Source organism: Novosphingobium sp. BL-52-GroH (genome assembly GCF_044813085.1).
Lineage (GTDB): Bacteria > Pseudomonadota > Alphaproteobacteria > Sphingomonadales > Sphingomonadaceae > Novosphingobium.
This window is the reverse complement of sequence record NZ_CP171150.1, coordinates 359,526-385,124: the sequence shown is the minus strand read 5'-3', so window position 1 is coordinate 385,124 and position 25,599 is coordinate 359,526. Positions and strand designations below refer to the sequence as shown.

Below are 25,599 nucleotides of genomic sequence, written 5' to 3'. Positions count from 1 at the left end.
AACTCTAAAAAGCATATTATATTAACAATGGAGCCGCGCAATTCCAATCTGACGGCCGCAATGCCAGCCCATTACTTTGCGAACACCTCTGGCACCGTCCGGATCGGCACGATCCGGATGTCCCGGAAGAAGATTTCCGCCCCTTCCGACTGCAACTGGATCCGTCCCCGCGTCAGCGGGCGAACCGCGCCGTCCGGCCCCTTCAGCGTCAGGTTCGACAGTGCCATCACCGGCACACCGTTGACCACGTGAACCGCTCTGTCGCCCGCCACGTAAAGGTCGAGCCGGTTCCATTCGCCCACCGGTCGTTCGGGCTTGGTTGCCGAATCCACCATGGTCGGCATCCGCAGAGCCGCCAGCTTGCCGCCGCGCATGTAGCGATAGGGCCCGCCGCCGAACATGCTCTTGCCGGGATAAGTGCCGATCTCCACGCTTGCGCCTAGTTCGCGGCCAACCGGCAGCATCATCCCGGTCATTCCCTCGGCCACCTCGAACTCGATCGCGCTCATCCAGGTCCCGGCAAAGGCACCGGCCGGCCCGTAGGAATGGTACAGCACGCCGCTGTTGGGCAGTACGCCCGGCTTGTGATCACGGGCAAACTTGAACGACAGGCTGAGGTGGTAATTTTCGTATTCACGCCGCGTGGTGATGGCGCCCCAGATGCGTCCCGACACCCGGATCGCCGGGCCGCCGTCCACTTCGACGACCTTGAACACATCGCCGATCCCGGCCTGCCCGATGGGTTGGTCGTCGGGTCCGGCCGGCTGCAACCCTCCGCCGGGATAGCCCAGCCACGGCGTGAACGCCGCCAAGTCGCGGCCGTCGAACAGTACCACCGGTTTGCCGGCTGGCTTCGGCAGCTTGCCCAGCACCAACCGCTGCGCCAGGGCTGCGGGCACATCGTCGATCACCTGCGGTGGCGGAAAGTCCTTGAAAAACGATGGCACCGCCGGTGCCTGCGCGGCCGCAAGCGATCCCACGCCGCCCAGCACTACCGCCGCCATCAGGCCGATCTTGGAAAAACTCATTGTGTCCATCCCACCCCTAGGCACCCTGCCCGGTCAGTTTGCGCCAGTTTGTGATATTATAGTATTTATCTAGAGCCAGGACACAACTTGTCAATGCGCCGCACCCCACCCAAAAAGACGTATGTTCAGCGCGGGCGAGCCCCGTCCGACCCCACCGTCCGCCGGATGAAGGCCGTCGTCACGCGCAGCGCCTCCAGCGTCGCCGCTCGCGTTTCGGCCAGCGTCTTGCCGTTGAACCCATGATTCACGCCGGGAATGAACGCCGTTTCCACCGGCACCCCTGCCGCGCGCAATTCGCAGGCCATACGGTCGGTCTGGGCCGATGGAACCAAGGTATCCGCCAATCCGTGGATCAACAGCATCGGCGGATCGCTCCGGTCGACATAGCTGGTCGGGCTCGCCTCGCGCCCTTTGTCGGCGCACCAACCGGTGCAGCCCAGAAACGTCGCCGTCAAGTCGGCCAGCGGTCCCGACGGGCTGGCGGCATGCAGTTCGGCAAAATCGAAGATACCGTACCAGGCAACCACGCCCTGCACGCAATCGGATTGTGCAGGGCCTGTGCTGGCCGGCTTGCCCAACCGCCGCTCCGGATCGGGCGCAAACACAGCCTCGCCGCATGTTGTCCCTGCCAACGCAGCCAGTTGCCCGCCGGCCGATGCGCCCCACACCACCACTCGCTCAGGGTCGATGCCGTATTGCGGGGCGGCGCCGCGCAGGTACTGCACCGCTGATTTGACGTCCTTCAACGCGCCCGGAAACGGCGCCTCCCCGCTCAATCGATAGTCCATCGACGCCACGACATAACCCTGCCGGGCCAACCCCGCCAACGCGGCCGGAAAATCCGCAAACGCCCCGGATGCCCGGGCATTGCCCACCGACCAGCCGCCGCCATGAACAAACAGGATCAGCGGCAGCCGGCGCTTCCGCGTGGCCCCGGCATGCGCATAGACATCCAGCTTCAGCGGGCGGTATCCTGCCAGCGTCCGATAGACCACATCCGGAGTCGTGACGATGCCGCCCGGATAGGCGCGCAACGGGCGTGGCGGATTGTCCCCGTCGGGGTGCTCGGCAATCGCCGGGCCGCCCGGCTGGGCGGTCGCCGGCAGACCGCCCAGCAGCAGTGCACCGGCAAGCGCGAGCCCGGCCGGGATGGCCCACCATGTTCGCAGGCGTTTACCCATGCGGGATCATTCCCGGGGCGACATACTGCTGAAACAGCACCAGCAATCCCAGCAACAGGGCCAGGATGACGCTGTGCTTGAATGTCCGCGCCAGAACCGTGCCCTCCAGCCCCTTCTCGCCGCTCGTGGCGCAACCGGTGGCGATGTTCTGGGGCGAGATCATCTTGCCCATCACCCCGCCGGACGAATTGGTCGCTGCCATCAGCACGGGGTGAAGCCCCAGCTGGTTTGCTGCCACCACCTGCAAGTTGCCGAACAGGGCGTTGCCCGAGGTATCGCTGCCGGTCATGAACACCGCCACCCAGCCCAGGAATGCCGATAGCAAAGGGAAAAATATCCCGACCGAGGCAACACCCAGTCCCAGCGTATAGGTCAGCCCGGAATAGTTCATCAGATAGGCCATGCCGATGATCGCCATCACCGTCAGGATCGCCAGGCGGATCTGCACCCAGGTTGTCCTCACGGCCTTGAAATAGGCCGCCACGCCAAGCCGCACCGAAACCGCGGTTATCACGCCGGCCAGCAGGATCGCGGTGCCAGTGGCCAGCGGCTGGAAATCCCACAAGGCGGCATAAGGCTTGCCGTACAGCGTCACGAAGACGGCGTCATGCAGGCCGGGCCATTCGATCTTGATATCGCCGAACTTGGCAAACCTGAGGGTGGACCAGACGATCACGACCGCCGAAATGACCACCCAGGGAATCCAGCCCTGCCACAACGGAACTTCGCTGATTGCGACCTCGGATTGCTTGTCGACCAGGAACTCGTCGTCCCGCGCGGGCTGCCATACCCTCAGGAACAGGATGCTCGACAGCAGGGATGTCAGCGCCGAACCGACATCGGTCAACTCGTAGCTGATGTAGTTGGACGTCACGAACTGCGCGGCGGCAAACGATCCGCCGGCCACCAGCAGCAATGGCCAGATCGCCTTGACCGAACGCCAGCCGCCATAGATCGCAATGGCGTAAAACGGCAGCAGCAGCGCAAAAAACGGCAACTGACGGCCGATCATCGCGCCCAGTACGGTATCGGACAACCCGGTCACCGCACCCAGCGTGGTCACCGGCGCGCCCAGCGCGCCGAACGCCACCGGCGCGGTGTTGAACATCACCGTGAACACGATCGCCTGGACCGGGGGAAACCCCAGCGCGATCAACAGCGCGCTCGTGATGGCGACCGGGGTCCCAAATCCGGCCACGCCCTCCAGCAATGCACCGAAGCAGAACCCGATGATCACCAGCACCACACGGCGATCATCCGGCAGGTGCAGGATCACCCAGCGCCGGAACGCGTCGAACCGGCCCGAAGCGACTGCTATATTATACAGCACCAGCGCGTTGAACACGATCCACATCACCGGCCACAGCGCAAAGGTCGATCCGGCCATTGTGGCGTTCAGGGCCAGCCCCATCGGCATCTTCCATATCAACAGGGCGATCAGCATCGTCACGGTGAGACCGGCCAGCGATGCTTGCCACGCAGGGCGGCGGGCCACACCCAACAGGATCAGGACCACGGCGACCGGAATCGCCGCAACCAGAAACGATCCAAGCAAACTCCCGCCTACTGGCGTAAGCAATTGATGAAACACTGCAAACACTCCGCACCGGTATCACTCAGGATAATTTGGGGGGCTGAACAGCTGAGCCGCGCGCTTTATGCGCCGCGGCCCGAATTGCTCAATCACGGCTGAGGTAAGGCTTAGCCCAGCCAAGCCCCGCAACCGTATCGCCCAGCGGGCGATATTCGCACCCGATCCATCCGGCGTAACCCAGCCGGTCGATCTCGCTGAGCAGCCAGTCGAACCGGATTTCGCCGGTGCCGGGCTCGTTCCGTCCGGGATTGTCGGCCAGCTGGATATGCGCGATCTGCGGCAATAGCCGCGCGATCGAGCGGGCCAGATCGCCCTCCATGATCTGCATGTGATAGATATCGTACTGCAATCGCAGGTTGGGCCGTCCGCACGCCTCCAGCACCGCCAATGCCTGCGCTGTTCCGTTCAGGAAGTATCCGGGTATATCGACCCGGGTGTTGATCGGCTCGATGATCACCGTCATGTCGCAGGCAGCGGCGGCATCTGCGGCAAACATGAGATTGTCCAAGTAAGTATGGTGCGCTGCTGTCTCAGCACCTGCCGGCGGCATGCCGGCCATCGCGTGGATCATCGTGCAGCCGGTGGTGCCGGCATAATCCAGCGCGCGCTGCACGCCGCCCCGAAACTCGCCGTCGCGCCCCGGAACCGCCGCCAGACCGCGATCCCCCCCGGCCCAGTCGCCCGCCGGCGAATTCAGCAGCACATGGCGCAGTCCGTTGGCGTCCAGCCGGGCACGCACCTGCTCGGCGGGCACATCATAGGAAAACATGTACTCGATCGCGGCGAACCCGGCCTTGGCGGCGGCGTCAATCCGATCGAGAAACGGTAGGTCCTGAAACATCATGGACAGGTTGGCGGCAAGTTTGACCATCGGATCGTCCTTGGTTGAAGGCATTGTGACAAATGCCGCGCAGCCGGGCCCAGCCGGATCGCGCGGCGCAATTTCAGGCGCCCAGTTCGTGCCCGGCCAGCAGTTCCAGTGCCTTCACCAGCGCGGAATGATCCCAGTCGAACCCGCCGTGCGCCACGCAGGCGCTGAACAGCGATTGCGCGTTGCCAGTATTGGGCAAGGCCACGCCCAGCGCCCGACCTTCCGCAAGCGCCAGGCTCAGGTCCTTCTGGTGCAATCCGATTCGGAAGCCGGGATCGAAGGTGCGTTTGATCATCCGTTCGCCGTGCACCTCCAGGATGCGTGACGATGCAAATCCACCCATCAGCGCCTGCCTGACCTTGGCCGGATCCGCGCCGGCTTTTGAGGCATAGACCAGTGCTTCGGCCACGGCCTCGATGTTCAGCGCCACAATGATCTGGTTGGCCACCTTGGTGATCTGGCCCGATCCGGCGGGGCCGATCAGGGTGATATTCTTGCCCATCAGTTCGAACAGCGGGCGCACCCGTTCGAACGCCGCTTCTTCGCCACCAACCATGATCGTCAATGAAGCGGCTTTCGCGCCCACTTCACCGCCCGAAACCGGCGCATCCAGGTAGTCGCAGCCTTGCGCCGCCAGCCGCGCGGCGAATTGCTTGGTCTGCTGCGGACTGATCGAGCTCATGTCGATCACGGTTTTGCCTGCCGAAAGCCCCGCCGCGACGCCGGCCGGACCGAACAGCACCGCCTCCACGTCGGGCGTGTCGGGCAGCATCAGGATCACGATCTCGCTGCCCGCAGCCACTTCAGCCGCCGTTCCGCACACTTTGGCACCCCCCGCAACGATCTCGTCCGGCAGCGACTTGCGCTCAACGACCAGCAGATCATGGCCGGCAGCCTGGAGGTGCCCCGCCATCGGACGGCCCATGATCCCAAGGCCTATAAATCCTATCTTCATTACGCCCTCCAGTAACGTTATATATAAATATATAATCAAATTAAACTAATCGGCGATCCCTATAACTACATCCATGACGTTAGTGCCGGTACTCCCGGTTACAAACACATCATTTATGCTATCAAGAAAATTATACGAGTCGTTCCGAACGACAAATTCGTGAATTCTGCAGCCCTTGGACTCAGCACGCTGCACGGTTGACCCATCAACAAAGCCGCCTGCTGCAGTCGTCGGACCATCCGTGCCATCGGTCCCCGCCGCGAGCGCCGCCACGTTGTCCACCCCCTCCAGTTCCTCCGCGATGACCAGCGAGAACTCCTGGTTGCGCCCGCCTTGCCCCGATCCGGTCACCACCAGCGTCGTCTCGCCGCCCGCCAGGAACACCGTAGGCCGCCCACCACCCGCAGCCGCACGCTCTCGCATCGCCGCGCCGAACTGCCGTGCGGCCGCATGGGTATCGCCAGCCATCCGCCGATCCAGCACGACCACCTCGTACCCCAGCGCCTCGGCCCGCGCGGTCATCGCATCCAGCGCGGTGTCGATGTCCGCCAGCACGATGTGCTCCGGCGAGGTCCGCTCCGCCGCGCGCGTTGATCCGCCTTCGCTGGGGCACGCGATGACTGCGGGAGGCACTTGCTCCAGCCCGCCATACCGTTGCAGGATCGTCACGCAGGCGGATGGCGTCAACTCATCGGGTGAGGACGGGCCCGAGCCGATCAGCCGCTTGTCGCCGTCTGGGATGTCCGAGATCGACAGCGTGATCAGCCGCGCCTCCCCGATCTGATCCAGCAATCGCCCGCCTTTAACCTTGGAAATGTGGCGCCGCACGGTGTTGATCTCCTGGATGGAAGCGCCGCACCGCAACAGGAATTCGGTGGTCGCGGCCTTGTCCTCCAACGTCAGCCCATCGGCCGGCGCAACCAGCAACGCCGATGCGCCGCCGGTCAGCAACAGGAACACGCGGTCGTTGGGCCCAAGGCCTTCCACAGTGCCGAGCAGCCGCCGGGTCGCCGCAACGCCCGCCGCATCCGGAACGGGATGCCCGGCCTCCAGCACCTGAATGCGATCCAGATCCTCGCCGTGGCCATACTTCACGATAACGCAGCCGCCATCGATCCGCTCACCCAGCACCTGCTGCAGCCCGAGCGCCAGGGAAGCCGCAGCCTTGCCGGCACCAATCACGATGACGCGGCCATCGTCTGGCAAATCGAACCTCACGGTCCGGCCGCCATCGCGATACGTCCAGACACCCCCCTCCAGCCGCGATCGTTCTGCAATCAGCCGGTCGCCCCGCACCGCATTGATCGCGGCATAGAACAACTCTGCTAGGCGATCACGATTACGCGCCAAGCTCAACGGCCAAGTCCTTCACTGAATAGCTCGCCCGGCGTGCGCCGCCCGGACCATCGCATCTGCCGGTACGGCGCGGACGTTTGATGACCAAACGCAGGTTGGCCCGTGGTCTCGGTCACGCGTGAAGGCGTCACAAATGCATGGTATGGTTGGATGCAATCGAGCCGAACGTGGCTGCCGCGGCAGTGCGCAGATAAGCTCGCCGGTCGTTGGGAAATCTCGACAAGCCCGTGCACGGAAACTGCTGCGACAGAACGCAGCATGTTCATTTTGCACCGGGGATGGACCGACAGCAATCCGAACGCCCCTCCTGCGGTTCAGGAGGGGCGCTCGTTTTATCATCAGTAGCTGAAGCTGAGCGACAGGCCGACCACTCGGGCGGTAATGCCCGCAGCGGGCCAGGCGCGAACGCTGCCGTCGTCGCCGCCGAAGAAGTCACCCGCCAAGTAACCGAGCGGCTCGCGCTGCTTGGTCAGGTTGCGAGCAAAAAGCGCAGCACTCCACTTGCCGTCCGCGTTACGGATGCCGATCCCGCCGTTGACCAGCGCGTGCGACGGATAGCGATAGCGCGGATCGCCATATTGACCTAGCAGCACGCTGCTTTTCCACACCACATTGGTGTTCAGGAACACTTCAACCGACTCCGTTACGGGTTGCGTGAATTCACCCGAGAACGTGATCTTGTGCTTGGGCGCATTCAGGAACTGCGTTCCGGCGAGGCTGATCTTGTCATTGCCGAAGAACCCTGCGGGGAACTTCACAACATTGAACTGATAGCCCGCGTTGACTGAAAGGTTGGAAAAAACCTGACCGAACACGCCGACTTCAAAACCCTTGGACACGACCTTGTCAATGTTCTGCGGCGCAGAAACCAGCGCGCCCGTCGCATTAATCGCAAAGGACTGGGTCTGGAAGTTCTTGACCTTGCTGTAGAACGCATTGCCTGAAATCTGTAGACGCCCAACCTCGAACTTGGCGCCCAGTTCGAAAGCGTCGGCCAGTTCAGGCTTGAGCACGACAACGGGGTCTGTCGCGATGGTCGGTACGACGACTGCCGGCGGCTTATAACCCCGCGAGTACGAACCGAAGAGGGTTGTACCGGCATTGGGCTTGAAGCTGAGGCCAATTCGGCCTGACAGATTGGTGTCGCTGATATCGACAGAGCGCGTCGCCACAAAAGTGTTCACGCCGACGCCAGTCTCGTTCTTATAATCCGAGAACCGCAGACCACCGAACAGGTCCAACCGATCGGTAAGCGAAACAGTCGCATCCGTAAATGCGGCAAGCGTCCGGTTAGTGGTGTCTTCATAGCCCAGCGAGGTCGGCACGACACAAAATGTCCCGGCGTTGTTGCAAACGCCGAAGCCGGTTCGCTCGCCCGGCAAGTTGCTGCCGAACCCAACGCTGCGGTCGATGGGAGTGGTTTCAAGATTGAAGCGCGAATAAAGACCGCCAAACACGACATCGAGACCTTCGCCCTGATACGACAGGCGCAGTTCCTGGCTGAACTGGTTGGACTTGTCCTGATTGTTTTCATCGCGCGCGGCAATGTCGGGACGGCGCGAGAAGTCCACTGTGCGTGTTTCACGCCGCAGCTTGCGATACGCGGAGACCGAAGTCAGAGTCAGCGCGTCAGAAAGCTCGAAATCGATAACCCCCGAAACACCACCGGCGGTGTTGACCAGTTTCGCCTGATCCGCTTCGCAGTAGAACTCAACGCGGGTCGAAATGCGCGGCATGTTGCAGCCCGTCGGATCGAGGAAGGCCGCCAGCGAACCGGGATTCGTAGGGGTCGTTGCGACGGTATAAAAGTTCCACCCCTCAGAATTCTGCTTGGCATATTCGCCACTCAGATTGATCGTTACAGTGTCGCTAGGCTTGATGAGGGCGCGCAGGCGAAGACCCAGTTCCTTGATTTCATTGTCGCGTCCAAGCATCGTGTTACGCTGCAGACCGCGTTCACGCTTGAACTGCGAGGCCAAGCGGATCGCCACCTTCTCACCAAACGGCAGGTTGAATCCACCACGCAGAGTCATTTCACCCACTTCCGAACCGCCAGTGCCCTTGTCGGCAAAGTCGATCCCGCCCGAAGCGTGAATGCCCGACATGTTCGGCGCCACGGTCGAGATGTTGATCACGCCCGCCGATGCGCCTTGGCCGAACAGCGTGCCCTGCGGGCCGCGCAGCACTTCAACCTGACCCAGATCGAACAGGACCGGGAAGGTGAGGTTGCCCTGCGGCACCTGATCGATGACGAAGGCCACCGACGGCGAAACCGTTGCGTTACCAATGCCGGTGCCAAGGCCGCGCAGGCGGGCGCCGCCGTTGACTTCCCCGCCGTTGGTCTGGCTGATTTCAAGCGCAGGCGTCACGCGCTGCAGATCGGTGATCGTGCGGACCTGATCCCGGTTGAGCTGGGCGGAAGTAGCCACTGTAACCGGCAGAGGCACGTCGATCAGGCTTTCTTCACGCTTGCGCGCGGTCACAATGATTTCGTCCGAACGGTCGTTGGCAGCACCAGCCTCGCGGGCCTGCTGTGCAAATGCCGGCACGCAGAAGGCTGTCAATGCCACCGATCCTAGAAATGCGATCTTGCGAAGATTTTGCATCGTTCTCCCCCTTGGTTTGGTTTTAGCGGTTTCAGGCGGTTTTTCCGCGCCGATTGTGAGCTAACCTTGCCCGTCCGCTCTTCGGATGTTCAATCTCATTCTGTGAATGCGAATACATCCATGGCACGGATAAGATATCGCTTGTCGATGTTTGAATTCCGTTAAACGGAATTTCCCTAAAGCCATATCCGAACGGCTTCGCATGGAAATGGACGAAACGAATTTCCGCAGAGTGGGCAAGAATGGCGGAAATGCTGCGCGAAATCGCAGTCGGTTGCGAGGCAGCGTCGAACCCCCGGGGGCGTTAGGCATAGAAACGGCGCGAGCGGCCGAGCCGCCCCCCCATCGTTTCACCCTGCCCAGACCGTCAAAACAAGTGTTGCGCCGATACAATACCTGCTTCGTATTGAGAAAATTGCCTGGATTCTCCGCGGAGATTTGGGCCCTCAACAGGCCATCAGAAGACGGTAGAAACGTGTTCCACTTCCGGTGGTGCCGTGAAGAACGGGCTCGCCAACGCGCGCCACGCCTGGAAGTCGGCCGATTCCCGGAAATCGATGGAGTGTGCCTCGACAGTGGTCCACCCCACGACCAGCCGATAGCGCTCCGGGTATTCGATTGAGCGCTGCAGTCCCAGCGAAATGAAGCCCTTTGCAGCCTCGAAAAGCGGACGCGCCGACGCTACGGCAGCCTCGAAATCAGCCACACGAAAAGGATCTATCGTCAAATGGCGATTTCGTAAATCATGTCAGTCCTCTCAGAGCTTCGGGTTTGCGCTATTCCATCTGACGGTCAGTTCGATCCCCTGCCCGATCGGCAGGAGTACGGACTGCAAGTCGCTCCGCGCACGAACGGCTTCGCGATAAACGCGGACCTCGGGGCGGGCCATTTCCGGCGCGATCATATTGTCGGCCGCGATCACGGCTTCGTCGCCAAGCTTGGGATAGAGCGCTTCGAAGCAGGGCAGATAGAGCTCTTTCCAGATATCCAGCAGCGCGAAGTCGAACGTGCCGGGATCCGCCTGAACCATGGCCACCGCATCGCCGCAGCGGAATTCGACATGCTCGGCCAAACCCGCATCGGTCAGCATTGTGCGGGCGAATTCCTGCTTGTAACCGGCCAGTTCCATCGTCACGACACGCGCGCCGACGGCGCGGGCGGCATCGGCTAGAAACAACGTTGAATAGCCGTAACTGGTGCCCAGTTCCAGGATGCGGCGCGGGCGCCGCGCCAGGATCAGGCTGTGCAGAAAGCGCCCGACCTCAACCCCGACCGGCAGCAAGAATTCGTCCCGGATAGCAAACCCGGCAGACCCCATGCTGGCCATCCGCGCCGCGTCCGCCGCCTCGCGTTCCCGGTAGCGGGCGAATACCGCACTGACTTCAGGCTGATCGAACATCATGAGTCTTTTTCTGCACGAACTCGATCAGATTGCCCGCGCAATCGCGAATAAAACAGCCCTGCCCGAAGGCTTCGCGCACAACGAGCGCCACGTCGGCCTGCTTCGCCGCCATTTCATTCAGAAACGCATCGAGATCATCGATCTGGAACGCCACGTGCTTGTTGCCGTGGGTCAGCAGATCGTTCACCGGATGGCGACGGCCTTCCGGCAAGGCGGCGGCCCCGGCGACTTCGAACAATTCGAAACGGAGATCACCACTGCGAACCATTGCCGCATCGGCAGCAGCGGCTTCGATCCGGAACCTGCGTTCCAGATGGAAGCCAAGCACGCGGCTGTACCACTCGATCGACTCATCAAGGTCGGGCACGCTGACGCCGCCATGGTGAAACGTGAGTTCAGGCATCCTGTACCTGTTCACGCTTGATTAGCGTTTCGAGCATGCGGCGCGCGCGCGTGCCGCCTTGATCGATGCCCAGCGAAAGCGGCTTTTCCTGCCAGAAGTCTTTGCCGCGCACATTCTTGTATGCCGCCTCGATGATCGGCTTGTCTTCCTTGTCGAAGGCCTCGCCGAACAACTGCTTGAGGAAACCGTCCACCTCGGGCGAATCAGTATCGTGATCCCGGCTGGATGACCAGAAATAGTGGGTTTCGTGATCGTTGGCCGGGGTGAGAATGTGGGCGAACGGAACCGCAAATCCGGCTTCACGCGGCTCGCCGTGCGGGCAGGCGCCCACAAACAGGCGCATTGTAGCCGGAGCATACCACTGCATGTCGAACCAGTGATCGACAATGGCATCCTCGGCCACCCGGCCCTGGGCCATCGACGGCGGAGGAATGTTCGGCATCCACCAGTTGGAATGCAGCGTGTCGCCTTCCTGGATTACCTCGTGCTTGCCGGCGAAGATCACGCCATCACCCGCGAACGTTCCTTTGTGGACGAACTCGATATGGCTGAGGTCCATCAGGTTGTCAGTGCCGTATTCGTAGTTGGCCTGCATCAGGGTGTACCCCGTGACAGTCCGCCAATTCGGGGCATCGGGCACGAAGGGGAACGGCGGAATGAGGCTGGGGTCCGCTTCCTCAGGCTTGCCACCCCACATCCACACGATCTCGTCGCGCTTTTCCACGGCAAACGTGGTGATGTTCGCCCCGACCGGGATCTTGTCCGAGAACGGGTTGTGGACGCAGTGCCCATCGGGCGCAAACGTCAGGCCGTGATAACCGCACACGAGATTGTCGCCCTTGCGGGTCCCGCACGAGAGCGGTGCGAAACGGTGCGGGCAGCGATCGACAATCGCGTTCAGTTTGCCGCTTTCGAGCCGGTAGAAGTACATCGGCCGGCCCAGGATTTCGCGGGTCAGACCATTTTCGCCGATCTCATTGGCCCATGCCGCCATGTACCAGCAATGTTTCAGATACCGTTCCATCACTTCATCTCCGCAAAAGTCTCGGCGCACCAGTCAGCAATATAATCGCGCATGCCGGTGCCGTTATCGGCGCCACAGTGCTCCACTTCGAAATCGGCCTTGGTGAATATGCGCAGGGTCCGCTTCGGGCTGTTGACGGCCTGATCGTAGCTCATCTGTGCGTTAAACGCCGGAATCTGGCGGTCGTTTTCGCCGTGGGTGATCAGGAAGGGAACCTTGATTTTTTCAACTTCACCGTTGAGGTTCACCTGATCGGCGTAGGCGAGAAACGACTCCCGATCATCGAAGCCGAACACCCACATCACGTGATCCCAATAATGCGGGACGGGATTCTCACCTTCGTTCTTGAGCCGGTCGCGCTGACGTTCACCCCAGACGTGGTTGGCGCCCATCACGGCGCACAGCGCATAGCGCGGATCATTCGCGGCGATACGCGGCGCATGATAGCCGCCAAAAGATAGCCCGAAAATTCCGATCTTGGACGCGATCACATCGCTGCGGCTGAGCAGGTAATCGAACGCCGGGGTGCCCCAGCGTTCGCCGTCGTAAATCGCCGGCAAGTTGCGTTTGCGGATCGCTTCACCCGTGCCGGGCTGATCGACGAACAGGGTGTTCATGCCCCGCTCCAGATTGGCCAGTCCGTGCCCGGCCATGTTGACCTGTTCCTTCATGGAATCGAGGCCGTTGACCGACACCAGCGCCGGCCGCGGCGTACCCGAACCATCGTGAACGAAAATCGCCGGATAAGCGCTGCCCTCATACGGGATCTCGACATAATCGACATGCAGGCCGCGTAGTTCCGAGCCTTTGCGGTAGAGTTCCAGGCCCTTGTCGTAAGCGGCCCAGCGGGGAGCATAGTCTCGGCTTTGCAGGCGTTCGGCGGCAAGATAATAGCCCGCAGCGCGCAGGAACTTGGCTCCCGCCGAAAGGCTATAGCCCGCCGCTTCGTCGGCGGCGGCATTGGCTGCGACCTGATCGGCCACCGCGATCCAGCTTTCGAACAGTTGGGCCGAACCTGCGTCCGCCCCCTGGCGAGCGGCCTCGCGCACCGGGCGGCAGACTTCATCCAGTTCGCCATGGTTGCCGCCGCAGATCAGCGCAAGATTGATCCCCAGGTTCCACACGTAGTTGCCGGGAAATGGCTCAAACATACCGCGATTCCTTCAATTTCAAACGCCGCACCCGGTGCGGCTCGGGCCCGCTGGCCCGGGCGAACTATCTCAGTCGGCGGCCCAACCGCCAACCACGACAAGGCTAGTACCGGTCATCAGCGCGGACGCGTCGCTGGCCAGAAACAACACCGCGCCCATCAGGTCCTCGACCTGGCCAATGCGGCCCAACTTGATCTTGCTCAGCACACTGGCCTTGAAGTTGGCATTGTCGAACATGGGCTTGGTCATCGGCGTTTCGATTAACGTGGGCGCGATCGTGTTTGAGCGGATACCGTGGGCGGCAAGATCCAGCGCAAAGCTTTTGTTCAGACCGTCGAGCGCCCATTTGCTGGCGCAGTACAAGCTGCGATTGGGGCCGCCGACGTGCCCCATCTGGCTTCCCATGTGGATCAGGCTGCCCGCCCCCCCTGCCGCGATCATCCGCCCGGCGCAGGCCGGCGCCACGAAGAAGGCCGATTTGAGGTTGAGACCGAGCACCGCATCGTAATCGGCCTCGGTCACATCCCACATCGGCATGGGCCGATTGGTGCCCGCATTGTTCACCAGCACGTCAAAGGCCGGACGCTCGGCAAAGAAATGGGCGACCGCGGCCAGATCGGAAACGTCGAGTACCGCCGCCTGCGCGCCGTGCCCGATCTGCGCCGCCGCGATCTCAATCTCGCTGGCGGTCCGCGCAACCGGTGTGACTTCCGCGCCAGCCTGAGCCAACGCCGCGGCAGCGGCCAGGCCGATCCCCCGGCCAGCCCCCGTCACCACCGCCCGGCGGCCGTCGAGGCGAAAGCTTGGGGTTTGCGGCAGCGTCAGGCTCATACGCGGGTGAGTTCCGACGGTTCGGCCTGCCCGGCATAGGGCACGTTACGGTGGCCATAACGCCGCACCCGGATGTTGGCCTGTTCTCCGTGTCCGGCAAACCCTTCCAACGCGCACAGCCGGCTGCAGTATTCACCGATCAGGGTCGAGGCTTCATCGGCCATCACCTTCTGGTACGTGCACGTCTTGATGAACTTGCCCACCCACAGGCCGCCGGTATAGCGAGCGGCCTTTTTGGTCGGCAGCGTGTGGTTCGTACCGATCACCTTGTCACCGTATGATACGTTGGTCCGCGCACCCAGAAACAGCGCGCCATAATTGGTCATTTTGTTCAGGAAGTAGTCGGGATCGGCGGTCATCACCTGCACATGTTCGCTGGCGATCTCATCAGCGATGCGGACCATTTCCTCGTAGCTTTCGGCCACGATCACTTCGCCGAAGTTCTCCCACGCCTTGCGCGCATGCTCCGCCGTCGGCAGGATTTCCAACAGCCGATCGATTTCGACCATTGTGGCGCGGGCGAACTTTTCGCTGTTCGTCAACAGCACGCCGGGGCTGTCCGGGCCATGCTCGACCTGGCCGAGGATGTCGGTGGCGGCCAATTCGGGGTCGCAGCCGATCTCATCAGCGATGATCAGGGTTTCGGTCGGCCCGGCAAACAGGTCGATCCCGACGCGGCCAAACAGCTGGCGCTTGGCCTCCGCCACGAAAGCGTTGCCGGGGCCGACGATGATGTCGACTGGATCGATGCTCTGCGTGCCAAGCGCCATCGCGCCAACCGCCTGCATCCCGCCCAAGGCGTAAATAGCGTCCGCGCCGGCCATCGCCTGTGCCGCAACGATCGCGCGGGCCGGCTGGCCCTTGAACGGCGGAGCGCAAGTGATCACGCGGGGCACGCCGGCAACCTTGGCGGTGATCACCGACATGTGCGCCGAAGCCAGCAGCGGATATTTGCCGCCGGGTACATAGCAGCCAGCGGAATTGAGCGGCAGGTTACGGTGGCCAAGAATGACGCCAGGCAAGGTCTCGACCTCGACATCGGTCATGCTGGCGCGCTGGATCCGTGCGAAGTTCCGAACCTGCGTCTGCGCGAACTCGATGTCCTTGCGCTCCTGCGGGGTCAGGCTTTCGACACAGGCGTCGATCTCGTCCTGGCTGAGGCGGTAGTCCTCGCGGTCCCAGCCATCGAACTTGTTGGACAGTTCGCGTACCGCCACGTCGCCGCGTTTCTCGATATCGGCCAGGGTGGCTTCGACAATATCGCGCACCTTGCGGTCCGCATCGGCCTTCGCTTCGGCGGTGGCGCCGCGCTTCAACCAGAATGCCATGGTAACTCCCGAGTTCTACGCCAGATTGATCGCGCCCCTGCCATGCGGACCGGGTTCTGGACCATCGCATAGTATCGATGGCCTGCTATCGATCAAATGCCGTTGCTGGGACCGGGAGCCAGCGGTCGCGGACGTCCACCCGCGATCGGAGAGGACCAGGATGCGCCTTGCTACGCTTAAAGATGGCACCAAAGACGGGCAATTGGTGGTCGTCTCGCCCGACGGAACGTCCTTTGCCGAAGCTCCCGTCCGGACAATGCAGGAAGCGTTGGAGCGGTGGGATGATACTGCCCCGCAGCTGACAGCCATTTCCAGCTTTCCCGAAACAATCGATCCGACGCAGCTCGCCGCGCCGCTGCCCCGTGCGTGGCAGTGGCTCGATGGGTCCGCGTTTGCCAGCCACGGCGCGCTGATGGACAAGGTGATCGGGATCGAACCGATCAAAACCGGCCTGCCGCTTATGTATCAAGGCACGTCCGACAAGTTTTACGGCCCGACCGACGATGTCCGCATGGCCAGCGAAACGCTCGGCATCGACTTCGAGGGCGAGTTTGGGGTGATCGTGGACGCCGTCCCGATGGGGGTCTCGCCAGAACTGGCCGAGGCACACATCAAGTTGATCGTCCAGATCAACGACTGGTCGCTCCGCGCGCTGGCCGGACCTGAAATGAAGACCGGGTTTGGGTGGGTTCAGGCCAAGCCGCCCTGCAGCATGGCCCCGTTCGCCATCACTCCCGATGAACTGGGCAGCGCGTGGCGCAACGGCCGCGTCTGCCTCGATCTCGTGGTGGACTGAAATGGGCAACGCTTTGGCGCCGCCAATGGCGAACCGATGGGCCATTCCTTTGCCGAACTGGTAGCCCACGCCGCCCGCACGCGTGATCTGGTGGCCGGCACGGTGATCGGCTCAGGCACCGTTTCGAACGAAAATTTCCGCGAAATCGGCAGTTCCTGCATCGCCGAGCGGCGCGGTATCGAGATCGTCGACGAGGGCGCGCCAAAAACCGAATTCATGCGCTTTGGCGACCGGGTGCGGATGGAAGCCGTAACGCCTGACGGACAGGCACCGTTCGGCGCGATCGATCAGCGAGTAGTGTCGGCATGATCCTGACGCTGGAGCAGGCATTGCTGATCGCCCGCCAGACCTTGAGCGAGGGCGCAGCGCGCGGCTTCCTGCCGCTGGAAGCCAATCGCGACCGCCTGTTCGTCGCCCCCGCCCCCGGCCTGCTCTGGGCTCGGATGCACGCCGCACAGGAATTTGGCATCGGCCCCGCCGAGCCCGAAGCCATGGGTGCAACGTCCGGCTTTACCGCCATGGTCCGGCTAGTACCAGAAATGAAGCGGCGCGGCATCCGGGTCCTGCCCGGCGGTGACTACGGCTTTCCTTACAACGTGATCGGGCACAATGCCCGCGACCTCCAGATTTTCGTCGAACACTTCGGGTTCACCCCGGCCGAAACGCTGCGGGCCGCAACTCTTGAGGGCGGTGAACTGATGGGCATGCAGGTGGGCCGGATTGCCCCGGGTTGGCTGGCCGACCTGCTGCTCGTCGACGGCGATCCCATGACTGATATTACCGTTCTGCAAGATACGGCCCGGATATGCGGCGTAATGCAGGGCGGCCGCTGGCATAGATTGGAGCATTCATGACCGACCTGAGCGATTCCGGGCTGCCGCCCGTCCAGCGCGTTGTCACCGGACACGAAGCTAACGGACGCGCCGTATTCAAGTCGGAAGACGTCGAACCGACCCGGATGATCCCGACCGGTGACGCCGCGTTCCTGCTGGTGTGGACCACCGCAACCGTCCCAGCCGACAACAACGACGAAACCGATGGACGTCTGCGCGAAGCTGGGCTCACGATCAATCAGGGTTCGGTTATCCGCATCGTGGATATGCTACCGGGTAAGGAAAGCCCGATGCACCGCACGAACAGCATCGACTACGGCATCGTCATGTCCGGCGAGATCGAGCTTGAACTGGATGATGGCTGCAAGCGGACCGTGCACGAGGGCGGGATCATCATCCAGCGCGGCACCAATCACATGTGGCGCAACACCAGCGACAAACCGTGCCGCATGGCATTCATCCTGATCGAGGCGCCGGCATATCTCCACAACGGCGTGCCGCTTCCGGAGGACAAGCCGGAGGACCAGCACTGAGCCTGTTCGGCCTCTCGGGCAAATCCGCGCTGGTGACCGGATCGACGCGCGGGATCGGCCGGGCGATCGCCGAAGGGCTGATCGCGCAAGGCGCGCGTGTCGTTATTTCGAGCGAGGACGCCGCTGACACGGCCCGGGTCGTCGACGAACTTAGCATTCCGGGCATCGCCGCCGACGCAACGTCCGACAATGATCTTGCGGAGCTGGCGCAACAGGCCCGCACCGCTCTCGGCGGGATCGACATTCTGGTCTGCAACGCCGGCATCACCAGGGCAGCCCGGCCCCTTCGCGGGTATCGACCTGGATGATTATGCCCGCGTCATGCACCTCAACCTGCGCAGCCAGGTAGTGCTGTGCAACCATATCCTGCCTCTCATGGCCGCCCGCGGAGGTGGTCCGGTGATCTGATTTCCAGCATTTCAGGACTTCGCGGCAACGGACGGATCAGTGCCTATGCGCTGGCCAAGGCCGGGTTGGACAACTGGCCCGCAATTTTGCGGTGGAATGGGGGCCCAGCGGCGTCCGTGCCAACGCCATTTCGCCCGGTTTCATCGCAACGGATTTATCGGCGCCGATACTGGCCGACGAACGTTTCATGGCCCGGAGAATGGCAATGACCCCGCTTCGGCGCCCCGGAACCCCGCAGGAAATTGCCGGTGCGGCGGTGTTTCTTGCCTCCCCAGCGGGGGCATTCGTGACCGGGCAGAACCTTGTGGTCGATGGCGGCACCCTGATTACGGATGGGTACTGACGTCCGACAAGCCCGCCAGCGGCGGCTGCCACCGTTCAACAAAACGTCGAAATTGCTGCGGCCACAGCCTCTGGCGCTTGCCATGCCATGAGATGACCGGCCCGTGCGATTACCTTGAGCTGAGCGTAGGGCGCGCCTCCCAGCATCGCGCGGGTTTGCTCGGGCGAACGAATATCGGCATCGCCCGCCAGCACCAGAATTGGCATGGCCAAACCGGCCAGGCTTGCTTCGCCCGCCGCAAAGGCGCGGTTGGCTAAGGCGAAACCAACCGGGTCGCAGGCCAGGAACCGCATGCGATAGGTCTCGAACCACTCATCCCGGATTGCAGCAGGATACATTCGATCCATGGCCGCATCGACGATCGTGCGCATCCCTTCAGCCTGAACAGCATCGGCCCGGCCCAGCGCATTATCGCGTGCTGACGGCTCAACGATGAGTGCCGGTGCGCACAAGACAAGGCTTTTCACCCGTTCGGGGAATTTCTGTGCAAAGGCGGCCGCAACCGCGCTGCTGCCAGCCGCGGCAACGAGGGTTACTGGTCCCGTCCATTCCGCTTCTGCCAGGATCCGGGCAAGATCATCGACCAGATCAATCGTGCCGTGTTGAGCGCGTACTTTTTCGGACATGCCGAACCCGCGCTGGTCGCATGCCAGCAGTTCGAAACGCGATGCCAGCAGGGGCCCGGCTCGGTCCCAGCTGCGACTGGAACCACCAATCTCGTGCAGCAAAACCAGCCCGCCAGTCCCGGAGCCGCTGGTCTCATAATGAAGCGTGGGATTTCCATCGGCCCATGGCACTGATCGAAATTCCTATGTCCCGTAGACGGGGGTCACGCCAGGAACTCAAGCACCGCGCTGTTGAAGGCTTCGCTGGCTTCGATATTGCTGAGGTGGGCAGCATCGAGAATGACGGCCTTGGCGCCCGGTATGCGCCCCGCCAAGCCCTCGATCACTTCGGGAAGCGGGCCCTGATCATGGGTTGCGCCGATCAGGAGGATCAGCACGGCGATGCCGCCCACGCTGTGACGCAAATCAAGATCACGGATGGCGGCGGTGCAGCCCAGATAGCCTTCGAGGCTGGTCGCCATGAAAGCCGAGTGGATAGCCTCGACCAGCGCCGGGTTTGCCGCGGCAAAGTCCGGCGTGAACCAGCGCGAGATGGTTCCGCCCGCCACAGCCGCCAGGCCGCCTTCCGCTGCCGCCTGCAATCGGCCGGACCACGCCGGCGCACCGCCCGCGAACGGCGCACCATTGGCGAGTACAAGCCGTTTGAGCCGGTGCGGCGCATTTATCGCCAACCAGAACCCAGTCATCGCCCCAAGCGACACGCCGCAGAAATCAAACTGCTGCCATCCCAGCGCATCGGCCACAGCCAGAGCATCGCGGCCCAGGCGCTCAATCGAATAATCCCCCGCCGGTCCATCCGATTTGCCGTGACCGCGGATATCGTAGCGCGCAATGCTGAACCTGTCCGACCAAGCCGGCAGCTGCCGTTCCCACATCGACAGATCGGTACCCAGCGAATTGGACAATAGCAGGTGCTCACCGTCCTGGGCGCCATCGACACGGACGTTGAGGGTGACGGCATCATCGGTAACGGCAGAGGTGGTCACGCAGCTGATCCTTGTGATTGATGGAACGAAGGCCGCCAGCGGTACGGCCGCCGGCAAATTGATTCGGTCAGACATGCCGCATCGGCAAAAGGCATGGTCAGAAGTTTACCTTCACTCGCGCGCCAAACGTACGCGGCTGCCCGATCGCGGCGGCAGAGGTGCGACTGGCGCCCGATGCCGGCGCAATCGAGCTCAGGTTCGACGCGACAGTGTACACCACCTTGTCGGTGATGTTGCTGACAAATCCTTGCACCGACCAGCGATTGTTCGGCGCGGTATAGGCCAGGTCGGCGTCGAGCAGGGCATAGCCTCTCTGGCGGAAATTGGGACTGGAGTAGTTGATGCTCAGGTATTGCAGCGACTGGGCCTTGACCGTCGCGCCGACCGTCACATCCCCGCCACTCGACAGATCGAAACGGTGGGAATAGCGAGCATTGCCGCTCCACTTCGGAGCCCGCATCAGGGGCCTGTCCGAGCAGTTTTCAAAAATCTGGCCCGGCAAGGTCGCTGGTCCGTTGCTGACGCAGCCATCGGCCAGCACCGCGCCGGCCGGCGAACCGCCCAACGTCGCATAGATGAATCGGTCATAGTTCGTGTGCAGGTATTCACCGGAGGCTGAGAATGTGTCGTTGTCGGTCGGCCGCCAGGCAATATCGGCGCTGAGCCCGTAGATTGTCGATTGACCGGCGTTACGGGTCACGAACGAGGTCTGCCCGGTGGAATCGGAGCCCAGAAACGAGACCTGCTGATCCTTGTACTTCCAGAAGAAGCCTTCGAGGTTGAGCGTCAGCTTGCTGCCGAAGAACCGGTTCTTGAGGCCGACGGTATAAGCGGTCACGTGCTCGGGCCCATAGGTATCGGCGTCGGTCGCATCGAACCCGCCGGTCTTGAAACCCTTGCTGACGGTGGCGAAGGCCATGTTGTCCGGCGTGATGTCGAATTCAGCGCCGGCCTTCCAGGTTACCGCGTTGTCTGTGAATTTCTGCTTGAGCGCGAGGATGGTCGCCGGGCCGCGGACACCCGCCGTCGATGTGTAGCTGGTGATGGCGCCCGACCGGTCGCGCGCTTCGTCCGTATAGCGAATGCCGCCGATGACCCGGAATGTGTCCATCAGGCTGACGGTCGCTTCGCCGAAAACCGCTGATGCCTGGGTGTCGAACGAAGTCCAATCCTGGTACTGCTCAAGTCCGGTGAAAGTCGTCGCGTTGCGCTGGTCGGTGTACGCGTGGATCTCGAGATCCTCCTTGAACGTGTACCCACCAATGACCCATTTGACAGGTCCGTTATCGCCGCCAAGACGCGCCTCGAGGCTTTTCTGCTTTGAAACGTCGTAGTCGGTGAACAGGTAATCGGTCCCCGCGAAATAGTCGGTCTTGTTGTAACGATAAGCCGGAATCACGGTCAAAGTGATGTCGGAGCCGAGGTCCGCATTCAGTTCGGCTGAAAACCCGCGGCTGTCGATCACGTTTCGACTGGGATAGCGGACCTTGAGCAGGGGGAACGCCGACGGCGTGATCCGGGGGTCCTGCGGTCCGGTGTACGCGTCACCGAACAGCGCCGGCCGGAACACCCGATTAAAACCCAGCCCGCGCACGTTGGCGAAGTCCGTGTTGATCAGCAGCGAAATTCCAGAAGCTGGCTTCCACAATGCCCGGAACCGGCCGGCAACCGATTTGTCGTCGTTGCTGCCATCGCTCAGATAACCATCGCGTGTGGTTGCCTGCACCGCCGTGCGGATGGCCAGCGTATCCGATACCGGAACGTTAACGATCGCCTGACCGCGGAACAGGTGATAGTTCCCGACTTCCCCTGAAACACTTCCGCTTACCCCGTCAAAGTTGGGGGCGTTGCTGATGATATTGATCGCACCGCCTGACGAATTGCGGCCGTAAAGTGTACCTTGCGGCCCCCGCAGGACTTCGACCCGCGCAACGTCGAAGAACAGTGGACCGAATGCGGTGCTCCGCGCGGTGTAGACACCGTCAAGGTTCAGCGAAACCGAGGCTTGAGTGTAGGGATTGGCCGCTGGATCGCCGACCCCGCGGATGAACACCTGCACCTGGGCGCCGGTGTAAGTGATCTTGAGGCCGGGCACGACGCCGTTCAGGCTTTGCGAATCCACGACCCCGCGTGTCGCCAGAGTGTCACCGCTGACCGCGGCGATCGAAAGCGAAGCCTTCTGCAAGCTTTCCGAACGCCGCTGCGCTGTCACGATTATTTCGCCGGCGGCAACACTGCCATCGTCCTGGGCTTCAACCGAAGTGCTTCCGCTTTGCCCGTCGGCCGCCTGAGCAGCGCTTGCCCCCATCAGTGCCCATACGACTGCGCTTGAAGTCAAAATTCGGTCGCGCATGCAGTCTCTCCCATAATTCCATTATACGGAATCTCTTATCGTTTTTAGGAAAATGCCTCACCAAGGGTTTCAATGCAAGTGCATTGCGGGCGAAATCAGCGATGGATGGGATCGGAAGTGATCTGGTAAGTCAGCCGCAGGCTTTACCTGTGTGCACGGGCTCGGGTAACTCATCGGCCACTCGTGCTGCGGATTGTCCATCATCAGGTCGAGGACCAGACCCGCGCCGCAGAGCGCATCCCCGACCTGCTCGCCACCTCCGCCGCCGTCCGCTTTATCAGCGCGGAGCCGCTGCTGGGGCCGGTGGATTTGACCGAAATCAGTGCCACAAGCGACGGTCTAACCTGCGCCTTCATTCCCTTTCTGGTGTCGCGCGGCACAAGTGGCACAGCCAGTTCGCCGGACCAGGATACGATCCCGGCAAGTACGGGATGATCGACAGCACCAAGAAGGGCATCGACCGGGTAATCGCAGGCGGCTAGAGCGGCCCCGACGCCCAGCCCAAGGACGATGACGGCACCGCAAGGGCACCGTCCTGGTCAACTCCCGCGGTGGGCAGTGGACGGAAAGCGGCCTCGAAACAGTTTGGCAGCGCCGCAAGCCCACCCGCTTCGATCGCACCATCCACGATCTGCGCGTCACCTTCCTCGCGGGCAAGAGCCTGACCGACGAAGAGATCGCCCGTATCATAGGCTGGACTGCCAAACGCATCGCCGAAATCCGCGCCCGCTACGTCGACGAAGCCCACACAATAATCAGCCTCGCTGACCGCCTCTCAACCTGAAAGTTTACAGCACTGTGAGTAGCCCTTAGATTTCTGGACGCCTTCTATCCTAATTTTGAGGACAGGAGACGACGATGGGGAAGCCCAATTTCAGCGATGAGTTCAAGCGTGATGCGGTGGCCCAGATCACCGAGCGCGGGTATCCGGTAGCGGAGGTTTCTGAACGGCTCGGCGTCAGTCAGCATTCGCTGTACGCATGGAAGCGGCAACTGGCGAAGGTGGTGTCTGGCGATGCCAGCAAGGATGCCGAGATCCGCCAGTTGAAGCGCGAGCTGGCCCGGGTGACCGAGGAGCGCGATATACTAAAAAACGGTCGCGGGTTCAGCCCGCCTGTGCGCGGTAGAAACGGGCCGTGCTATACTGCTTGCATGGAGGGTCGCGGCCGTTCGCTTATTGGTGGCATGATACCCCGTTAAAAAAGCGTGGCCCGTGGGCAGTTGCGCACTTGAGAGTGGTGGCACCGCAATGCGGTGACCCCGGTTAGGAAGATGACGGTTTGCATCGTCCATGTCCTCCCATTCTGGAGGAAATGAGGAATGAGTAGATCAAAAGCGGCGAAAGTTGGCGAGACGCCCATGATTATGCCGGGCGCGGCGGCTATCGATATCGGTTCGACTATGCACATGGCAGCGGTCAATCCCGACGCTGACGATCGGCCCGTGCGCGCATTCAACACATTCACCGGCGACCTGCATGATATGGCCCGCTGGTTCAAAGCGTGCGGCGTCACAAGCGTGGCAATGGAATCCATCGGCGTCTACTGGATCCCAGCTTTCGAAGTGCTGGAGGAGCACGGGTTCCACGTCATCCTCGTCAATGCGCGGTATGCAAAGAATGTCCCCGGCCGCAAAACCGATGTGAATGATGCGTCATGGCTTCAGCGGCTGCACGGCTACGGTCTCCTGCGTGGCAGTTTTCGCCCAAAGGCCGGGTTCGCCACGTTGCGCGCCTATATGCGGCAGCGTGAGCGACTGATCGAGTACTCGGCATCGCATATCCAGCACATGCAACAGGCACTGATGGAAATGAATGTGCAATTGCGCCACGTTGTCTCCGACATCACCGGCGCCACGGGCATGCGTATTATCCGGGCCATCGCCGACGGCGAGCGCAACCCCGCCACCCTTGCCCAGATGCGTGACGTTCGGTGCCATGCCAGCACCGAGACGATCTGCTCTGCCTTGACCGGCAACTGGCGCGATGAACACATCTTCGCGCTGTGCCAATCGCTTGCGCTGTTCGACTTCTACCAGGCCAAGATTGTGGAGTGCGACCGAAAGCTGGAGATTGCACTCCGGGACCTCGAAGATGGTGGCGGGCACGACACTGCGGGTTTGCCCAAGGCTCGGACCAAGAACAAACAAGTGAACGCACCTGATTTTGAAGTTCGGTCGGCGCTCTATCGCGTGCTGGGAGTAGACTTGACCCAGATCCACGGCAATGGACCATCGCTGGCCCTCAAGCTGGTCGGGGAATGCGGCACCGACCTTGCGGCGTGGCCAAGCTCGAAGCACTTTCAAGACGCCCGCGCGCGAAGACGATCCACGCCTGATGCCGCCAAACTTCTACTACGATCAGGAAGACCTGCTGCGCGACCGCCAGCAAGGCAAAGGCTGGTCCTTCACCGCGCTTCGGCCTGAAGCGGTGTGCGGCTTCGCCACCGGCAATCCGATGAACCTGCTCACGGTCATCGCGGTTTATGCCGCGATCTCCAAAGAACTGGGCGTGCCGCTGCGCTTCCCCGGCACGATGGCGGCCTACACCGCGCTCTATCAGGTCAGTTCGGCCGATATCCTCGCGCAGGCGGCGGACTGGGCAGGAACCAGCGGCGCTGCGAAGAACGAGATCTTCAACATCACCAACGGCGATTATTTCCGCTGGCAGCACATGTGGCCCAAGATCGCCAGGATGTTCGACATGGAATGGGCCGACCCCATACCCATGCCGTTGGCAACGTACATGACCGACAAGGGGCCCATCTGGGGGCGCATGGCAGCGCGCGGTGACATCAGGCCGATCCCTTACGAACTGGTCGCATCGTGGCCTTTCGGCGACTTCATCTTCGCCAGCGGATTCGACAATATCAGCAGCACGATCAAGGCGCGTCAGGCCGGATTCCACCCCTGCATCGATACCGACCAGCAGTTCTCCCAGCTGCGCGCGGACAAGGTCATCCCGCCGCTGTAAGATTCAAAAGCGGTGCCGGC

At 62.1% G+C, this 25,599-nt stretch carries 23 protein-coding genes and 4 pseudogenes; 9 read left to right on the top strand and 18 right to left on the bottom strand.

Translation table 11 applies throughout. The annotated features are described in order from the left end of the window. Positions 1 to 71: 71 nt before the first annotated feature. From ACFFDA_RS09475 to hisD, 14 genes are all read right to left on the bottom strand, one after another. The gene (locus tag ACFFDA_RS09475; protein ID WP_404478440.1) at positions 72 to 1,028 is read right to left on the bottom strand and encodes a DUF1080 domain-containing protein; all 957 of its coding nucleotides are present in this window, start codon (positions 1,026 to 1,028) and stop codon (positions 72 to 74) included. 125 nt (positions 1,029 to 1,153) lie between these two features. Then, positions 1,154 to 2,209: an alpha/beta hydrolase fold domain-containing protein gene (locus ACFFDA_RS09470; RefSeq protein ID WP_404478439.1), complete on the bottom strand. Its 1,056-nt coding sequence runs from the start codon at positions 2,207 to 2,209 to the stop codon at positions 1,154 to 1,156. After that, positions 2,202 to 3,800 carry an L-lactate permease gene (locus tag ACFFDA_RS09465; protein WP_404478438.1) on the bottom strand — a complete coding sequence of 533 codons (1,599 nt, stop codon included), beginning with the start codon at positions 3,798 to 3,800 and terminating at the stop codon, positions 2,202 to 2,204. The genes ACFFDA_RS09470 and ACFFDA_RS09465 overlap by 8 nt, the downstream gene beginning before the upstream one ends. An 88-nt stretch (positions 3,801 to 3,888) precedes the next feature. Beyond that, positions 3,889 to 4,674 carry a 2-oxo-tetronate isomerase gene (otnI, locus tag ACFFDA_RS09460; RefSeq protein ID WP_404478437.1) on the bottom strand — a complete coding sequence of 262 codons (786 nt, stop codon included), beginning with the start codon at positions 4,672 to 4,674 and terminating at the stop codon, positions 3,889 to 3,891. 73 nt (positions 4,675 to 4,747) lie between these two features. Beyond that, on the bottom strand, positions 4,748 to 5,629 hold the full coding sequence (locus ACFFDA_RS09455; protein ID WP_404478436.1) for a 2-hydroxy-3-oxopropionate reductase: 882 nt from the start codon (positions 5,627 to 5,629) through the stop codon (positions 4,748 to 4,750). Positions 5,630 to 5,674: 45 nt separating this feature from the next. After that, a complete protein-coding gene (locus tag ACFFDA_RS09450) occupies positions 5,675 to 6,985 on the bottom strand; it encodes a glycerate kinase (RefSeq protein WP_404478435.1) in 1,311 nt (436 codons plus the stop codon). Between the two features lie 338 nt (positions 6,986 to 7,323). Next, positions 7,324 to 9,591, bottom strand: a complete 2,268-nt coding sequence (locus ACFFDA_RS09445) for a TonB-dependent receptor (protein WP_404478434.1) — start codon at positions 9,589 to 9,591, stop codon at positions 7,324 to 7,326. Positions 9,592 to 10,048: 457 nt separating this feature from the next. Continuing rightward, positions 10,049 to 10,297, bottom strand: coding sequence for an antibiotic biosynthesis monooxygenase family protein (locus ACFFDA_RS09440; RefSeq protein ID WP_404478433.1), 249 nt, complete (start codon positions 10,295 to 10,297; stop codon positions 10,049 to 10,051). Positions 10,298 to 10,348: 51 nt separating this feature from the next. Further along, positions 10,349 to 10,993: an O-methyltransferase gene (locus ACFFDA_RS09435; RefSeq protein ID WP_404478432.1), complete on the bottom strand. Its 645-nt coding sequence runs from the start codon at positions 10,991 to 10,993 to the stop codon at positions 10,349 to 10,351. Beyond that, positions 10,974 to 11,396 (bottom strand): VOC family protein, encoded by a 423-nt coding sequence (locus ACFFDA_RS09430; protein WP_404478431.1) that lies wholly within the window; start codon positions 11,394 to 11,396, stop codon positions 10,974 to 10,976. Before ACFFDA_RS09430 ends, ACFFDA_RS09435 begins: the two co-directional genes overlap by 20 nt. Next, positions 11,389 to 12,420, bottom strand: coding sequence for a Rieske 2Fe-2S domain-containing protein (locus ACFFDA_RS09425; protein WP_404478430.1), 1,032 nt, complete (start codon positions 12,418 to 12,420; stop codon positions 11,389 to 11,391). The genes ACFFDA_RS09430 and ACFFDA_RS09425 overlap by 8 nt, the downstream gene beginning before the upstream one ends. Further along, on the bottom strand, positions 12,420 to 13,571 hold the full coding sequence (locus tag ACFFDA_RS09420; protein ID WP_404478429.1) for an alpha/beta hydrolase: 1,152 nt from the start codon (positions 13,569 to 13,571) through the stop codon (positions 12,420 to 12,422). Before ACFFDA_RS09420 ends, ACFFDA_RS09425 begins: the two co-directional genes overlap by 1 nt. A 69-nt stretch (positions 13,572 to 13,640) precedes the next feature. Then, positions 13,641 to 14,402, bottom strand: a complete 762-nt coding sequence (locus ACFFDA_RS09415; protein WP_404478428.1) for an SDR family NAD(P)-dependent oxidoreductase — start codon at positions 14,400 to 14,402, stop codon at positions 13,641 to 13,643. Next, on the bottom strand, positions 14,399 to 15,730 hold the full coding sequence (hisD, locus tag ACFFDA_RS09410; protein ID WP_404478427.1) for a histidinol dehydrogenase: 1,332 nt from the start codon (positions 15,728 to 15,730) through the stop codon (positions 14,399 to 14,401). Before hisD ends, ACFFDA_RS09415 begins: the two co-directional genes overlap by 4 nt. A gap of 160 nt (positions 15,731 to 15,890) precedes the next feature. Between hisD and ACFFDA_RS09405 the strand changes: the two are divergent. The 5 genes and pseudogenes from ACFFDA_RS09405 (at position 15,891) to ACFFDA_RS09385 (ending at position 18,643) form a co-directional block, all read left to right on the top strand. Next, positions 15,891 to 16,835: pseudogene (locus ACFFDA_RS09405) on the top strand (fumarylacetoacetate hydrolase family protein). Then, positions 16,832 to 17,380 (top strand): amidohydrolase family protein, encoded by a 549-nt coding sequence (locus ACFFDA_RS09400; protein WP_404478426.1) that lies wholly within the window; start codon positions 16,832 to 16,834, stop codon positions 17,378 to 17,380. The pseudogene ACFFDA_RS09405 and the gene ACFFDA_RS09400 overlap by 4 nt, the downstream one beginning before the upstream one ends. Beyond that, a complete protein-coding gene (locus ACFFDA_RS09395; protein WP_404478425.1) occupies positions 17,377 to 17,892 on the top strand; it encodes a cupin domain-containing protein in 516 nt (171 codons plus the stop codon). The genes ACFFDA_RS09400 and ACFFDA_RS09395 overlap by 4 nt, the downstream gene beginning before the upstream one ends. A 32-nt stretch (positions 17,893 to 17,924) precedes the next feature. Beyond that, positions 17,925 to 18,200: an SDR family NAD(P)-dependent oxidoreductase gene (locus ACFFDA_RS09390; protein ID WP_404478424.1), complete on the top strand. Its 276-nt coding sequence runs from the start codon at positions 17,925 to 17,927 to the stop codon at positions 18,198 to 18,200. Positions 18,201 to 18,391: 191 nt separating this feature from the next. Beyond that, positions 18,392 to 18,643 carry an SDR family oxidoreductase gene (locus ACFFDA_RS09385; protein ID WP_404478423.1) on the top strand — a complete coding sequence of 84 codons (252 nt, stop codon included), beginning with the start codon at positions 18,392 to 18,394 and terminating at the stop codon, positions 18,641 to 18,643. Between the two features lie 35 nt (positions 18,644 to 18,678). On the opposite strand, the gene ACFFDA_RS09380 is transcribed toward ACFFDA_RS09385, so the two are convergent. From ACFFDA_RS09380 to ACFFDA_RS09370, 3 genes are all read right to left on the bottom strand, one after another. Continuing rightward, a complete protein-coding gene (locus tag ACFFDA_RS09380) occupies positions 18,679 to 19,371 on the bottom strand; it encodes an alpha/beta fold hydrolase (RefSeq protein ID WP_404478422.1) in 693 nt (230 codons plus the stop codon). Between the two features lie 101 nt (positions 19,372 to 19,472). Then, a complete protein-coding gene (locus tag ACFFDA_RS09375) occupies positions 19,473 to 20,255 on the bottom strand; it encodes an alpha/beta fold hydrolase (protein WP_404478420.1) in 783 nt (260 codons plus the stop codon). Positions 20,256 to 20,352: 97 nt separating this feature from the next. Then, positions 20,353 to 22,608: a TonB-dependent receptor gene (locus tag ACFFDA_RS09370; RefSeq protein WP_404478418.1), complete on the bottom strand. Its 2,256-nt coding sequence runs from the start codon at positions 22,606 to 22,608 to the stop codon at positions 20,353 to 20,355. A 210-nt stretch (positions 22,609 to 22,818) separates the two neighbouring features. Between ACFFDA_RS09370 and ACFFDA_RS09365 the strand changes: the two are divergent. Beyond that, positions 22,819 to 22,953, top strand: a pseudogene (locus tag ACFFDA_RS09365) (DUF5131 family protein); the annotation flags it as partial. Between the two features lie 133 nt (positions 22,954 to 23,086). Here ACFFDA_RS09365 and ACFFDA_RS09360 read toward each other — a convergent pair. Further along, positions 23,087 to 23,356: a hypothetical protein gene (locus ACFFDA_RS09360; RefSeq protein WP_404478416.1), complete on the bottom strand. Its 270-nt coding sequence runs from the start codon at positions 23,354 to 23,356 to the stop codon at positions 23,087 to 23,089. Between the two features lie 110 nt (positions 23,357 to 23,466). On the opposite strand from ACFFDA_RS09360, the pseudogene ACFFDA_RS09355 reads away from it, so the two are divergent. From ACFFDA_RS09355 to ACFFDA_RS09345, 3 genes and pseudogenes are all read left to right on the top strand, one after another. Then, positions 23,467 to 23,709 (top strand): annotated as a pseudogene (locus ACFFDA_RS09355) (transposase); the annotation flags it as partial. Between the two features lie 219 nt (positions 23,710 to 23,928). Beyond that, positions 23,929 to 24,909: pseudogene (locus ACFFDA_RS09350) on the top strand (IS110 family transposase); the annotation flags it as partial. Positions 24,910 to 24,943: 34 nt separating this feature from the next. After that, positions 24,944 to 25,579 (top strand): hypothetical protein, encoded by a 636-nt coding sequence (locus ACFFDA_RS09345; protein WP_404478414.1) that lies wholly within the window; start codon positions 24,944 to 24,946, stop codon positions 25,577 to 25,579. The last annotated feature ends 20 nt before the right edge of the window (positions 25,580 to 25,599 follow it).